Source organism: Dryocola sp. LX212, assembly GCA_041504365.1.
Lineage (GTDB): Bacteria > Pseudomonadota > Gammaproteobacteria > Enterobacterales > Enterobacteriaceae > Dryocola.
In genome coordinates, this window is the sequence record CP167917.1 from 1,454,608 (window position 1) to 1,468,237 (window position 13,630).

Annotated in this window: 13 protein-coding genes; 6 read left to right on the top strand and 7 right to left on the bottom strand. The window is 57.8% G+C overall.

The annotated features are described in order from the left end of the window. The first annotated feature begins 170 nt into the window (after positions 1-170). From ACA108_06925 to ACA108_06935, 3 genes are read left to right on the top strand one after another with little or no spacing between them, the layout of a single operon-like run. Positions 171-1,328 (top strand): ABC transporter permease, encoded by a 1,158-nt coding sequence (locus tag ACA108_06925; protein ID XEX97236.1) that lies wholly within the window; start codon positions 171-173, stop codon positions 1,326-1,328. Then, positions 1,325-2,269, top strand: a complete 945-nt coding sequence (locus ACA108_06930; GenBank protein ID XEX97237.1) for an ABC transporter ATP-binding protein — start codon at positions 1,325-1,327, stop codon at positions 2,267-2,269. The genes ACA108_06925 and ACA108_06930 overlap by 4 nt, the downstream gene beginning before the upstream one ends. Beyond that, positions 2,253-2,984 carry an ABC transporter permease gene (locus tag ACA108_06935; protein ID XEX97238.1) on the top strand — a complete coding sequence of 244 codons (732 nt, stop codon included), beginning with the start codon at positions 2,253-2,255 and terminating at the stop codon, positions 2,982-2,984. The genes ACA108_06930 and ACA108_06935 overlap by 17 nt, the downstream gene beginning before the upstream one ends. Here the strand turns inward: ACA108_06935 and ACA108_06940 are convergent. From ACA108_06940 to ACA108_06950, 3 genes are all read right to left on the bottom strand, one after another. Then, positions 2,965-3,072, bottom strand: a complete 108-nt coding sequence (locus tag ACA108_06940; protein XEX97239.1) for a hypothetical protein — start codon at positions 3,070-3,072, stop codon at positions 2,965-2,967. The genes ACA108_06935 and ACA108_06940 overlap by 20 nt on opposite strands. Positions 3,073-3,131: 59 nt before the next feature. Then, complete coding sequence (locus ACA108_06945) at positions 3,132-3,899, bottom strand: MerR family transcriptional regulator (GenBank protein ID XEX97240.1); 768 nt, start codon at positions 3,897-3,899, stop codon at positions 3,132-3,134. Between the two features lie 127 nt (positions 3,900-4,026). Next, on the bottom strand, positions 4,027-5,151 hold the full coding sequence (locus ACA108_06950; GenBank protein XEX97241.1) for a JmjC domain-containing protein: 1,125 nt from the start codon (positions 5,149-5,151) through the stop codon (positions 4,027-4,029). Positions 5,152-5,319: 168 nt separating this feature from the next. Between ACA108_06950 and dinG the strand changes: the two genes are divergently transcribed. Continuing rightward, entirely contained in the window at positions 5,320-7,476 is a 2,157-nt protein-coding gene (gene dinG / locus ACA108_06955; protein XEX98040.1) for an ATP-dependent DNA helicase DinG, read from the top strand. A 15-nt stretch (positions 7,477-7,491) separates the two neighbouring features. Then, a complete protein-coding gene (gene ybiB / locus ACA108_06960) occupies positions 7,492-8,463 on the top strand; it encodes a DNA-binding protein YbiB (GenBank protein XEX97242.1) in 972 nt (323 codons plus the stop codon). Between the two features lie 138 nt (positions 8,464-8,601). On the opposite strand, the gene ybiJ is transcribed toward ybiB, so the two are convergent. The 3 genes from ybiJ to ACA108_06975 form a co-directional block, all read right to left on the bottom strand. Beyond that, a complete protein-coding gene (gene ybiJ / locus ACA108_06965) occupies positions 8,602-8,862 on the bottom strand; it encodes a DUF1471 family protein YbiJ (GenBank protein ID XEX97243.1) in 261 nt (86 codons plus the stop codon). A 399-nt stretch (positions 8,863-9,261) separates the two neighbouring features. Next, positions 9,262-9,522: a DUF1471 family periplasmic protein McbA gene (gene mcbA, locus ACA108_06970; GenBank protein ID XEX98041.1), complete on the bottom strand. Its 261-nt coding sequence runs from the start codon at positions 9,520-9,522 to the stop codon at positions 9,262-9,264. A 180-nt stretch (positions 9,523-9,702) separates the two neighbouring features. Beyond that, entirely contained in the window at positions 9,703-10,329 is a 627-nt protein-coding gene (locus ACA108_06975) for a flavin reductase family protein (GenBank protein ID XEX97244.1), read from the bottom strand. A gap of 90 nt (positions 10,330-10,419) precedes the next feature. Between ACA108_06975 and rlmF the strand changes: the two genes are divergently transcribed. Beyond that, positions 10,420-11,358, top strand: coding sequence for a 23S rRNA (adenine(1618)-N(6))-methyltransferase RlmF (rlmF, locus tag ACA108_06980; GenBank protein ID XEX97245.1), 939 nt, complete (start codon positions 10,420-10,422; stop codon positions 11,356-11,358). Here rlmF and ybiO read toward each other — a convergent pair whose 3' ends face one another. Then, on the bottom strand, positions 11,359-13,620 hold the full coding sequence (ybiO, locus tag ACA108_06985; GenBank protein ID XEX97246.1) for a mechanosensitive channel protein: 2,262 nt from the start codon (positions 13,618-13,620) through the stop codon (positions 11,359-11,361). Between the last annotated feature and the right edge of the window lie 10 nt (positions 13,621-13,630).

Consider the following 13,630-nt stretch of genomic DNA (forward strand, 5'->3'; position numbering starts at 1 on the left):
CGCCGTCAGCCATACGTAGGTCGGATAAGCGCAGCGTCATCCGACAAAAAACGGTCGGATAAACACAGCGTCGTCAGCCAATACGTAGGTCGGATAAGCGCAGCGTCATCCGACAAAAATCCAGATCGGATAAGCATGGCCTCGTCCGACAAAACTAACAGGATGTAAGTTTGCCGAAAATCCATAATCGCGTCCTCCTGCTGCTGGTGATTTTGCTGGTGGCGGCGGGCGCTGCTTTACCCTTTATCAACTATGCTGCAAACCGTTTGGTTTCAGGGGAGCCTATGGCCCTGCGCCAGCTTCCCGGGCATGCATTTCTCCTGCTGCTGATCCCCACGATTATTCTGGCTACACTCACTTTGCTGCCCACGCGCAAACTCCCGCTCGTACTGACGCTACTCGTTGGCGAAGCGATGTTCATCGGCGCGCTTTTAGTCATGGGCAAAACCGCGACGCACTTTGCGGAAGAGGGGAGTAGCCTGGCACGAACGTCGCCGGGCAGTGGCCTGTGGCTGTCGCTGGCCCTCTGCCTGTTGCTCTGCGCGGATGCCATTAACCGGCTCACGCCGAAAGTGTTCTGGCGGCTGCTGCTGAATCTGCAAATCTGGATTGTCCCCGTTGCCCTGCTGCTGAGCGGCTACTTTGCCGATCTCTCCTTGTTAAAAGAGTATGCCAACAGGCAGGACGTTTTTGATGATGCGCTGACCCGCCACCTTGCCCTGCTTCTGGGGACGCTGGTTCCCGCGCTGCTGATTGGCGTCCCGCTGGGCGTGCTGTGCTATCAGCGCCCTGAATGGCAGCCGTCCGTCTTCTCGGTGCTGAACGTTATCCAGACTGTGCCATCGGTGGCGCTTTTCGGCCTGCTGATTGCGCCGCTTGCCGGGTTGGTAAAAAGCTTTCCCTGGCTTGCGGCTATCGGCGTAAGCGGCATTGGCGTAACGCCTGCGCTGATCGCGCTGGTGCTATACGCGCTGCTGCCGCTGGTGCGCGGCGTGGTGGCGGGGCTGCATCATGTTCCGCGTAACGTCATTGAGAGCGCCGAAGGCATGGGCATGTCCAGGCGACAAATCTTCTGGCGTGCGGAAGTGCCGCTGGCGATGCCGGTTTTGCTGCGCAGCCTGCGAGTCGTGTGCGTGCAGACCATCGGCATGGCGGTTATCGCGGCGCTGATAGGCGCGGGCGGCTTCGGGGCGATCATCTTCCAGGGGCTGCTCAGCAGTGCGCTGGATCTTGTGCTGCTCGGCGTCATTCCGGTGATAGCGCTCGCTGTGCTGCTGGACGCGCTGTTTAAACTTTTAATTTCATTGCTGGAGGCAAGACAGCCATGATCGAATTTGACCATGTCAGTAAATACTTCCAGGGGGAAGCGGCGGTTAAAGATCTGTCGCTGAACATCCAGGAAGGGCAGTTCACGGTGCTGATTGGCACCTCCGGCTCAGGTAAATCCACCACGCTGAAGATGATAAACCGGCTGGTGGAGCACGACGAGGGATGCATTCGCTTTGCCGGGGAAGAGATCCGCAATTTTGATACTCAAGCGTTGCGTCGCCGTATGGGCTATGCGATTCAGTCTATCGGCCTGTTTCCCCACTGGACGGTGGCGCAGAACATCGCCACCGTGCCGCAGCTTCTGAAATGGCCGAAGGCGAAAATCAACGCCCGCGTTGACGAGCTGCTGGAGCTGCTGGAGCTGGAGGCCTGCCAGTTCCGGGATCGCTATCCGCATCAGCTTTCCGGTGGGCAGCAGCAGAGAGTTGGTGTGGCGAGGGCGCTGGCCGCCGACCCGGAAGTGCTGCTGATGGATGAGCCCTTTGGCGCGCTGGATCCGGTGACGCGTGCGGCGCTCCAGCAGGAGATTATCCGCATCCATAATCTGCTCGGGCGCACCATCGTGCTGGTGACCCATGACATTGAAGAGGCGCTGCGCCTGGCGGATAAAATAGTGCTGATGGACGCGGGCCAGGTGGTGCAGCAGGGCGCGCCGATAGAGCTGCTGACTAACCCGGTGAATGATTTCGCCCGCGACTTCTTCGGCCGCAGCGAGCTTGGCTTACGCCTGCTGTCGCTGCGCCAGGTGGCAAACAGCGTGCGGGCCGACGAACATATGGTCGGCGAGGCGATTCCGGCGGAGCTGAGCCTGCGCGAAGCGCTGTCTTTATTTGTGGACAGGCAGTGTGAGCGGCTGCCGGTAGTCGATGCAGGGGGCGCGCACTGCGGGGTGCTCCATTTCAGCGATCTGGTGCGAGGTGACCATGCGTCTGGTTCGTGATCCGTTGCTGTGGCTGATCGCCCTGTTCATCGGGCTGCTTTATGCGATGCCGCATACTGCCGGGCTGTTCAGCTGGCTGTTTCCCGAGCTGGCGAGGCCGATGTATCAGCAGGAGAGCTTCAGCGCGCTGGCGCTGGCGCACCTGATACTGGTAGGCATTTCCAGCGTGGTGGCGATTGTGATTGGCATGGGGCTGGGGATTGCGGTGACGCGCCCGTGGGGCCTGGAGTTTCGCTCGCTGGTAGAGACAATTACCGCTGCCGGGCAGACGTTTCCGCCGGTAGCGGTGCTGGCGATTGCCGTGCCGGTGATGGGGTTTGGACAGCAGCCCGCGATTATTGCGCTGGTGCTTTACGGCCTGTTGCCTATTGTGCAGGGTACGCTTGCGGGAATTGGTGCGGTACCGGAAACCACGCGGGAAGTTGCTTTTGGCGCGGGCATGAGCCGCTGGCAGGTGTTGCGTAAGGTTGAGTTACCGCTGGCCGCGCCGGTAATTCTGGCGGGGATTCGTACTTCGGTCATTATTAATATCGGTACGGCAACCATTGCCTCAACGGTGGGGGCCAACACCCTCGGCTCGCCGATTATCATCGGACTTAGCGGCTTTAACACCGCTTACGTGATTCAGGGGGCCATCCTGGTGGCGCTGACGGCGATCGTTACCGACCGCCTCTTTGAACGCCTGCAGGGCTACATTACCCGTTATGCAAAATAACGATGTAGCCCATCAGCATAACGCCGCCAATTCCGCCGATGGCCATGATCAGCATGCCGCTGACGAGGGCAATTTTAGACAATTTCATTTTTCGCTCCCTATGTTACGGAAGGGATTATAAGTCGAAGCCGGCTTGTTAATGAACCTTTAAATGTCCTGAATGATGCGGGTGGGGTCACGGCCGCTGCCGTTTAGCGGGAAAACAGGCAGCCCTTCGCAGCGCCACTGTTCCAGCTGCGCGAGTTGCTGATGGCTGGGCGAGTCGCCGCACCACACCAGAATAGTCTGCTGGGGAAAGAGTTCCGGCCGCACGCTTGTCAGCGGCTGCGCCAGCACGTCAACGCGCCAGCCCTGCTGAATCGCCATCCATGCCGCCATCCACAGGCGTGTCGTGTCCTGTATATTCCAGCCGATCAGCAGCGCATCTTTCCCGCTGTGTTTGCGGGCGGAGGCCAGGCAAAGCGCAATATAGTTAATCAGCGCGCCATCGAGCAGGCTCAGGAGCGTGCTGAGGGTGACCTGCTGGCACTGCAGGCGGCGGCGAAGCGGGGTATAAAGCTGCATGACGAGGGTTTCGGCGGGGTAGTCACGTCCGACGTCGGCCATCCAGGCCCGCAGCCGGTTAGGGTTCCCGCACTGCAAATAGTGCAGCAGCGTCTCCTGGCGCTCTCGCCAGCCGGTTTCCAGATCCAGCTCTTCGCCGCAGAGCAGCGCTTTAACCTTGCTGACCTGGACGCCGTTTTCTATCCAGCGTTTGATCTCACGAATGCGGTCGATGTCGGCTTCGTCGAACAGCCGATGCCCACCGTCGGTGCGCTGTGGTTTCAGAAGTCCGTAGCGCCTTTGCCAGGCGCGTAACGTCACGGGATTGATATCGCAAAGCGCGGCCACTTCACCAATGGTATAAAGCGCCATATTGTCCCCAAAGCCAGCCCGGGAGGTCCCCGTATAACTGTAGACAGTGCGGTCGACTCTGGGAAATTTTACTGATTTATTTTGCAGTTCCCTTCTCCCCCAGAAGAAGGTGAAGGTGAAAGAGGAATTAATCTTCGAAGTACCAGTAGCCCTGGTTCACCAGCCCGGTCAGCACCTCAATAAACTCTTCGTCCTGCAACGCCTTGCCCAGCTCACTTTTCCCTAACGTGGTGTAGCGGCACAGAACATCCGCGGCTTTGGCATTTTTTGTATTCAGCGGTTCGCTGTTCACGAAGAAACGCTCGCCGACGTTGAGCACGCGCAGGCCGCTCAGGCGTGTCAGGGAATCTCCCTGCATCAGGGCATCCAGAATTTCACTTTGCTCATAGGCAGGCTCTGCCGGGGCAATGTCCAGCTCGTGACGCGGCGTTGTGGCAAAGCCCCCAAACCACTGTCGGAAGTCTTCCGGCTGGTTGAGCATCTCGATCATCATACCGCGCAAGCGATCCAGCTCGTACTCTTCAACCTTACCGGGATGCTCGCGCAGGGTCAGATCCGGGTCGCTGTAGTGCTCGCCGCCCAGATCGTTTTCCAGCGCGTAGTCCGCAAAGCTGCTCACCAGATCGCGGCCGTTCGGCCCACGGAAACCAACTGAATAGTTGAGAGCGGTTTCGTGCGTGAAGCCATCGTGTGGGAAACCCGGTGGGATATAGAGAATATCGCCAGGCTCGAGATCCTCATCGATGATTGGCGTAAACGGATCGACGTGCAGCAGGGCAGGATGCGGGCAGAACTGACGCATCGGCAGCTTGTCCCCTACGCGCCAGCGGCGGCTGCCCATGCCCTGAATGATAAAGACATCGTACTGATCGATGTGCGGGCCAACGCCGCCGCCCGGCACGGAAAACGAGATCATCAGATCGTCGAGACGCCAGTCCGGCAGCACGCGAAACGGGCGAACCAGCTCGGCGGAAGGTTCATGCCAGTGGTTCACGGCCTGCGCCAGCAGGGACCAGCCGGTTTCACCCAGGCCGTCAAAATCCTCGAACGGACCGTTGCTGGCGTGCCACTGACCGTCTGCGGTATGGCTGACCAGGCGACTGTCCACTTCTGGCTCCATCGCAAGCCCTGCCAGTTCGTCCGGCGTAATCGGGTCGATAAAATTCGGGATAGCATTTTTCAGGACCACCGGCTGCTTCTGCCAGTATTTTTCCATGAATTCTTGCCAGTCAAAGGTCAGTTGATAAGCCATATTTTCGCACCAGTGGGAGGACAAACGGGGGTAATTATAAAGAGCGGCGGGGCGTGGCCGCCTTGTCATTGGTCAAGGTGGAGGGGATGACTTAAAAACAAAAAAGAATGCCGTCCGGGGGCGAAAAGTGGGAGAATAGTGGCTGTTTATACAGTAGAAGTGAGAGTCATGGCCCTTTCCCCGGCGCAAAAAGCGCAAATCGCCGCCTGGTATAAGGCGCTCCAGCAGCAGATACCGGACTTTATTCCCCGCGCGCCGCAACGGCAGATGATTGCCGAAGTGGCAAAAACCCTGGCGGGGGACGAAGGGCGGCACCTGGCGATCGAGGCCCCCACCGGCGTGGGGAAAACCCTCTCCTATCTGATCCCCGGCATCGCTATCGCCCGGGGCGAACAAAAAACGCTGGTGGTCAGCACCGCCAACGTCGCGCTTCAGGATCAAATCTACAGCAAAGACCTGCCGCTGCTGCGCAAAATTATCCCCGATCTGAAATTTACCGCCGCCTTCGGTCGCGGGCGCTACGTCTGTCCCCGCAACCTTGCCGCATTGGCAACGGATAACCTCGCGCAGGGGGATCTGCTTGCATTTCTGGATGACGAAATGGCCCCGGCCAGCAAAGACGAGCAGCAGCGCTGCGCAAAGCTTAAGGTTGAACTGGACGGCTATAAGTGGGACGGCATCCGCGACCACAATGCCCAGGCGATAGACGACGATCTCTGGCGGCGCATGAGCACCGATAAAGCCAGCTGCCTGGGGCGTAACTGCCACTGGTATAAAGAGTGTCCGTTCTTCGTGGCGCGCCGCGAAATCGACGATGCGGAGGTGGTCGTCGCCAACCACGCGCTGGTGATGGCGGCCATGGAAAGCGATGCGGTGCTGCCAGAAGCCAAAAACCTGCTGCTGGTGCTCGACGAAGGCCATCACCTGCCAGACGTGGCGCGCGATGCGCTGGAGATGAGCGCGGAAATTACCCCTGGCTACAGCCGCCTTCAGCTCGACCTGTTCGGGAAACTGGTTGAAGGGATCATGGCGCAGCTCCGCCCGAAAAGCCCGCCGCCGCTCACCTCGCCGGAACGCCTCACCAACCACTGCGACGAAGTTCACGAACTGCTCAGCTCGTTTTGCAGCATTGTAAAGCTGTGGATGCCGGGTGAGTACGAGAGCGAACACCGCTTTGAGATGGGCGTTTTGCCCGAAGAGATCATGGTTATCTGCCAGCGTCTGGCAAAATTGACCGAAGGGCTGCGCGGTCTGGCGGAAGCGCTGGTTAATGATTTAAGCGAAAAGACCGGTACCCATGACGTGGTGCGCGTGCATCGTGCTTTACTGCAGATGAACCGCGCGCTGGGCTATTTCGAATCCCAGAGCAAACTGTGGCGGCTGTCGGCCATGGAGCAGGCCTCAGGCGCGCCGGTCTCCAAATGGGTAACCCAGGACGTCCGCGAAGGCCAGCCGCACCTCTACTTCCACTGCGTAGGGATCCGCGTCAGCGATCAGCTTGAAAAGCTTGTCTGGCGCAACGTGCCACACGTGATTATTACCTCCGCTACGCTGCGCTCGCTGAATAAGTTTGAACGCCTGCAGGAGATGAGCGGCCTGCGCGAAAAAGCGGGGGACAGGTTTATTGCCCTGGACTCGCCGTTTAACCACGTTGAGCAGGGGAAAATCATCATTCCCCAGCTGAGCGTTGAACCTACTATGGAAAACGAACCGCAACATCTTGCTGAAATGGCGGCGTTTTTCCGTGCCGAGCTGGCAAAAGGCGAACATAAAGGGATGCTGGTGCTCTTTGCCAGCAACCGCGCCATGCAGCTGTTCCTCTCTCACGTAACGGATCTGCGTTTGACCCTGCTGGTTCAGGGTGACCAGCCTCGTTATAAGCTGGTCGAACTGCACCGAAAACGGGTTGAGGACGGCGGCACCAGCGTGCTGGTCGGGCTGCAATCTTTCGCGGAAGGGTTAGATTTAAAAGGCGACCTGCTAAGCCAGGTGCATATTCATAAAATTGCCTTCCCGCCGGTGGACAGCCCGGTGGTGGTGACCGAAGGCGAATGGCTGAAAAGCCTGAAGCGCTATCCGTTTGAAGTACAGAGCCTGCCTGCCGCATCATTTAACCTGATCCAGCAGGTCGGGCGTTTAATTCGCAGCCACGCCTGCTATGGTGAAGTGGTGATTTACGATCGCCGCCTGCTGACGAAAAACTATGGTCAGCGGCTGCTGGGCGCGCTGCCGGTGTTTCCGATAAGCCAGCCGCCAGCACCGGCGGCAAAAGCGCTCGCGTCAGAGCCGAAGAAAACCGTGCGGCGAAAGCGGGTGAGAAAATAATTCAGGGGAGCAGAGATGGACTATCGCAAAATAATCAAAGAGGTAGGGCGCGGTAAGAATCACGCCAGGGATCTGGATTTCGACACGGCACGCGGGCTGTACAGCCATATGCTGAAAGGCGAGGTGCCGGAGCTGGAGCTGGGCGGGGTGCTGATTGCCCTGCGCATTAAAGGCGAAGGCGAGGCGGAGATGCTCGGTTTCTACGAGGCGATGAAGCAGCATCTTCTCACGCTAAGCCCGCCGGTGAACAAGCCGATGCCGATCGTGATCCCCTCCTACAACGGCGCGCGAAAGCAGGCGAACCTGACGCCGCTGCTGGCGATATTGCTCAACCGGCTGGGCTACCCGGTGGTGGTGCATGGCGTCAGCCACGATCCCACCCGCATCCTCACCGAAACGATTTTCAAGCTGATCGGCATTGAGCCAACCCTCCATGCGGGCCAGGCCCAGGCGAAACTGGAAGCCCACCGTCCGCTTTATATACCAATTAGCGCGCTCTGCCCGCCGATGGAAGATCAGCTGGCGATGCGCTGGCGTATGGGCGTGCGAAACAGCGCGCATACGCTTGCCAAGCTTGCCACGCCGTTTGAAGAATCAGCCGCGCTGCGTCTGGCGAGTGTGTCCCACCCGGAATATGTGACCAAAGTGGCGAAATTCTTCGGCGATATCGGCGGACGCGGTCTGCTGATGCACGGCACGGAGGGAGAGGTTTATGCCAATCCGCAGCGCTGCCCGCAAATCACGCTGATTGACGATAAGGGAACGCGGGTGGTCGTGGAGCGGCAGGCAGAGGTAGTTGAAAATGTCGTTCTGCCAGATTCTAAAGATCCTGACGTTACCGCACGATGGATAGAACGCTGCGCGGCGGGCGTTGAGCCTGTTCCCGGGGCGTTAAAAATTCAGATGGCCTGTTGTCTTGTGGCAACGGGCGATGCCCTGACGTACGAAGAGGGGATGGCGCGGGTAGAACAAGCGTTCCCGGCCTGACGGCAGGCAAAAAAAAGCCTGCGGTAGAGTCCGCAGGCAGCAAGGGTATATCAAGGGTAAATCAGTGTCGAAGCAGCGCTTCAATGAGGGTTGTGGCAATACATCTCACAGGGTCAAACGAAAAGCTTTGTCTACAGATTAGTTGTAGATAACAGCGGTACCGCTCATTTTGCCGTTAGTGTTAGCAGAAGTGATGGAGTACGCTTTTGCACCCGCCTGTTCTGCTTTAGAAGCCAGCTGCGCTTCCAGACCGTCCAGCGTGGTTGCGCCCTGGGCAGAAACCACGCCGACTTTATTCAGGTTCTGAGCTTCGCTTGCGCTGACGGATTGTGCGGCAAAAGCACCGAAAGAGAGAGTAGAAAGGGCGATAGCGGCTACAGCATATTTGATGGTTTTCATAGTTAATTTCTCGCAGGTTATTCTGTTTAAGATGACGTTGTTCCGTCGATGTGATTATGGTCACACTTTTGGGCAGCAGATAAAATCGAAGAGAATTGATGGCGTTGTTCAAATAAATTGAACACCAGCTAAGCCATTGAAAATGTTGATTGTTAGCATGCGAATTATCAGCATGGATACTATCACCCTGTCTCCGCCTCGTTTACAGCACCTTTTGCTAATCTTTTTTGCATCGCTGGCAGGGCGGGTGGGCAATCGCTTGCACTGAGGTTTAGCCTTCAGAAAAGGGAAGGAGCAAAAGAGTCAATCATGCTTTGAAGTGGAGCAGGCAAAGCAAAAACGGTTTCCAGAACTGGAAACCGTCAGGGGTTGATAGTCAGCATTGGCTATTGTTCGCGGTTATTTATAAATGGTGGCGGTGCCGTACATATGGTTATCGCCGCCGGCGGAGTTAATCACATAGCCCGTTGCGCCCTGCTCTTTAGCTTTGGCGGCCAGTTTGTCTTCCAGGTCATCCAGGTTGCGGGCATTGTTGGCAGATACGGTGCCCGCTTCACGCAGCTGGCCGGTCTGGTCACTCATCAATTCCTGGGCAGCCATGCTGGCATAGGGTAGTGCTGCAAGGGTGACTACAGCAGAAAAATACAGCAGCTTTTTCATCATCACATCCTCATGAGTTTAGGGAGGGTTGGTTAAAATTTCATCAACACTCAAAGTGTAGGCGGTCTGTGATAATAAAAGAACGCAAAAAATTGATTGAGTTGTGCGTGTTTTTTGAACAACAAAAGCTGACGAAAAGCTGACAAATCAGCCACATACAGGTGGCTGATTTTGTTTAGGTTATCGTGCATCCGGGCGGATAAGGTCGAAACGGTGAGATTCTTCGATGGTGTAATAGGTAGAGGGACCTCCGGCCCGCAGGACCGGCTTCGCCAGTGCGGTCTGATATATGCCGTCAACGAGCAACGTTTCTTCAATATGAACGGCCACCACTTCCCCTAGCACCAGCCAGGTATCGATCTCCACGCCGTCGGCGGAGGTCAGCTGAATGCACTGGGTAAGGCGGCATTCGAAGTTGACCGGGCTTTCCGCCACCAGGCTCGCCTTTACTTTACGGCCCGGCACCGGCGTTAAGCCCGCCCGTGCAAACTCATCCTCACCGCGAGGCAGCATTGCGGAAGTTTCATTCATTTGTTCTGCCAACTCACGGGTGGTGAGGTTCCAGACGAACTCTTTGGTATCGTGGATGTTCTGCACGCTGTCTTTCCAGCCGCTGCTGGCAAAACCGATTATTGGCGGGCGGTAGTTAAAACAGTTAAAGAAACTGTAGGGGGCAAGGTTGCGCTGGCCCTGATCGTTGCAGGAGGCGATCCAGCCAATTGGCCGTGGGCCGACAATCGCATTCAGCGGATCGTGCGGCAGACCATGCCCGTTTGCAGGCTCGTAGTAATATCTTTTCGCGGACATATAACCTCTTTCGTTGATGAAAACGGCGCGGCGTATTTACCCCGTGGTCCGCACAGAGTATCTTACGCGCCCACACAAGGAGAAGCCGCGATGAAAACCCCTGCCACCAAACCGGGCCTGCACCCGCGTAACCGCCACCGTGAACGCTATGATTTTGCTGCCCTGCAGCAGAGCAGCCCGGCGTTAACGGCATTCGTGAAAACTGGCCCGCACGGTGAGCCAACGGTTGATTTCGCCGATCCGCTGGCGGTAAAAGCTCTGAACCAGGCGCTGTTGGCGCATTTTTATGGCGTCCAGGGCTGGGATATTCCGGATGGTTTTCTCTGCCCGCCGGTGCCGGGGCGCGCGGACTACATTCACCATCTGGCGGATTTATTGGCCGAAGGCAACGGCGGCAATGTGCCAACGCAGGCCACGATTCTGGACGTGGGCGTCGGAGCAAACTGCATATATCCGCTCATCGGCCAGCATGAATATGGCTGGCGCTTTACCGGTTCCGAAATCGATGCCGACGCGCTGCGCAGCGCAACGATGATTATAGATGCGAACCCGGGCTTAACGCGCATGATCCGTCTGCGCCGCCAGAAAATGAAGGATGCGATTTTCCCGGGCATCATCCATAAAAATGAAACCTTCGACGCCACGCTGTGCAACCCGCCGTTCCATGATTCAGAGGCCGCCGCCCGCAGCGGCAGCGAGCGTAAACGTCGTAATCTGGGCCAGGACGAGAAGGGCGCGCTGAACTTTGGCGGCCACGAACATGAGCTGTGGTGCGAAGGCGGAGAAGTGGCGTTCGTTAGCCAGATGATCAACGAGAGCAAAGCGTTTGCGAAGCAGGTGATGTGGTTCACTTCGCTGGTTTCCCGCGGCGAAAACCTGCCTGCGCTGTACCGCGTCATGCAGGAGGCTGGCGTGGAGAAAGTGGTGAAGAAAGAGATGGCCCAGGGTCAGAAGCAGAGCCGTTTCATCGCCTGGTCCTTTATGAACGATGCCCAACGCGCACGCTGGGCCGCCACGCGCTTTAAATAGCTATACCGTAGGGTTTGCTGGCGGCAGCGTTCCGGCTGCTGCCTCGGAGGCCTGGAGCGCCTGAGCGGCGTCCGGGCCCGGCTGCATCACCTGCACGGTCTGCACCGGCGGACGGATGCCCGCTGAGTCGAAGTGCTTTTTCACCATCCCGTCCAGCGCAAAGCGCACCGTCCACTGCTTCAGCGGCTGGGTGGTGAACGACACGCGTACCGTAAATGCCTGGTTGGTCAGCCCGACGATGCCCGCAAACGAAGGCTCACCGATGACCAGCATGCGGATATCCTGCTGTTCCATCAGCTCGGCTACCGCCTCTTTCAGAATGCGGTTCGCCTTGTCCACGTCCTCCTGCCTGTCCACATCATAGTTCGCCACAAACGAACCTATGCCGCGCACGAAGTTGGCGAAGGTGGTGATCGATGACCACGGAATAATGTGATAGGCCCCGGTATCCTGGCGCACGCCCACCGAACGTATCGACATGCGCTCAACGGTACCCGTGATCGGCCCTATGGTGACCAGGTCGCCCGTATTCATGCCGTTTTCAAACTGGATGAATACCCCGGTAATAATATCCTTCACCAGCGTTTGCGACCCGAAGCTCACTGCCAGCCCCAGGGCACCGGCCCCCGCCAGCAGCGGCGCAATGTTCACGCCGATTTCAGAAAGCAGGATCATGATTGTGATGGTGCTTATCACAACGGCGAGGGCGTTACGAAACAGGGTCAGTAGCGTGCGGGTACGCGCGCTGGGCATCGGGCGGCCATGAATATCCGACGCCAGGCGGTTTTCTATCAGGCTTGCCAGCAGCGTCCAGCCAACCGCCGAGAAGAACAGGATCAGCACGATGCGGATCAGTATATCGACGGTTTTCTCTCCGGCGCCGTTGGTCAGCCATGCCCACATGTCAAACAGGCTCCAGGCGTTGAGCAGCAGCATCACCGCCACACAGACGGTGAGAATACGCGCCAGTTTCAGTGAAGCGGATATCCAGCTGTTAATGCGTTTTTGCAGCTCGGGGTAGCTGCGCTGAACCTGAGGCGACAGCGTGATGGTTTTGGCAATCCAGCGCGACAGCATGCCGGAGAGAAACGCCGCGATGCCGATGATTGCCAGGCTGCGCAGCGAGGCTCCCATCATCCACTTCAGGCTGTTGCCCGGGTCGAACAGCGAGAAGAAAAACAGCACCACGAAGTAGGCGCTCGCCAGCCAGTGCCACACCAGCGCAAAGGCCCGGATGAACAGGCTGAAAAAAGCCATTGAGCGGTCCGCCAGGTGAATCAGGCTTTGCTGGATGTGACGTTTGTTGCGAAAGATTAAATACAGCGCCCACAGGGTGATACACAGCATGATGGCAACGTTGGCCATCGCCCCAATCTGCACGTTGATCTGGTTGGAAATTATAGGCACCGCGACCAGGATCCCGTAGCCTATCAGGCTGCTTAAGCCCGACAGACGAACGCTCCAGTAGTTTGCGCTCTGGTCGCTGATGGGGAAGGGGCGCAGATCCGGTATGCGCGGGCAGAAAATCAGCCGCAGAATAGCCTTAAAGAATTCAATCAGCGCAAAGGCGTTGAGAAATAATCCCTGCTGGCGGGCAATGGTGCGGCTGCCCGCATTCATCATATCGCTGAAGATCTGCCCGACGAAAAGCGTAAGCGCCAGAAGCAGCATATCAATAACAAAGGCCGCGACGATCATCAGCGGCAGGTGGAACCAGCTTGAGCGGTCGCGATTCTTCCTGCGGCCCCATTTCCCCATGCGCCGCCAGACCGGCGTCATGCACAGTCGAATCAACAGGTAGAAGGCGAAAACGGCGGCAACGAGCATCGCAAAATGGGTCAGGGCGTTAATAAAAGTCTGCTGGTTAAATGCCTTGTGCGGCGCGTTGGTGATATTGCGGTGCAGTTGGGCAAAGCGGTCGGCCAGCTCGCCACCGTAGTGGCGGCTGACGTCGGTGACGTTCTCCAGCACCGTTTTGTCTTCGCTGAGCTGCTCCGGTGGCGCAATGGCCGGAACTGGCTCCGGCGGCGGCGTGGCGGCAACTTTGCGCAGCTGCTCAATCAGCTCGGTGCGCGATTTGTCGTTATCCAGCACGTCCGCCAGAGCCGAATAGGCTTTCTTTTTTTCTTCAACGTCGGGTTCTGCGGGAGGAGCGGTGCTGCTGTTTTGGGTAGCACTGGCGGCAACGGCGGCGGCGGGCAGCGTAACCGCCGTGGCCTGAAAGCTAAACAGGCTGCATAGCAGCAAAAGTATCCACGGCACGGCACTCCTC

Excerpts from the sequence above, each read along its gene's own strand:
- dinG (XEX98040.1), top strand. The coding sequence starts at position 5,320 with ATGGCCCTTTCCCCGGCGCAAAAAGCGCAAATCGCCGCCTGGTATAAG.
- ACA108_06945 (XEX97240.1), bottom strand. The coding sequence starts at position 3,899 with ATGGCGCTTTATACCATTGGTGAAGTGGCCGCGCTTTGCGATATCAAT.
- ybiJ (XEX97243.1), bottom strand. The coding sequence starts at position 8,862 with ATGAAAACCATCAAATATGCTGTAGCCGCTATCGCCCTTTCTACTCTC.
- ACA108_06935 (XEX97238.1), top strand. The coding sequence starts at position 2,253 with ATGCGTCTGGTTCGTGATCCGTTGCTGTGGCTGATCGCCCTGTTCATC.
- ACA108_06940 (XEX97239.1), bottom strand. The coding sequence starts at position 3,072 with ATGAAATTGTCTAAAATTGCCCTCGTCAGCGGCATGCTGATCATGGCC.
- ACA108_06950 (XEX97241.1), bottom strand. The coding sequence starts at position 5,151 with ATGGCTTATCAACTGACCTTTGACTGGCAAGAATTCATGGAAAAATAC.
- rlmF (XEX97245.1), top strand. The coding sequence starts at position 10,420 with ATGAAAACCCCTGCCACCAAACCGGGCCTGCACCCGCGTAACCGCCAC.
- ybiB (XEX97242.1), top strand. The coding sequence starts at position 7,492 with ATGGACTATCGCAAAATAATCAAAGAGGTAGGGCGCGGTAAGAATCAC.
- mcbA (XEX98041.1), bottom strand. The coding sequence starts at position 9,522 with ATGAAAAAGCTGCTGTATTTTTCTGCTGTAGTCACCCTTGCAGCACTA.
- ACA108_06930 (XEX97237.1), top strand. The coding sequence starts at position 1,325 with ATGATCGAATTTGACCATGTCAGTAAATACTTCCAGGGGGAAGCGGCG.
- ACA108_06975 (XEX97244.1), bottom strand. The coding sequence starts at position 10,329 with ATGTCCGCGAAAAGATATTACTACGAGCCTGCAAACGGGCATGGTCTG.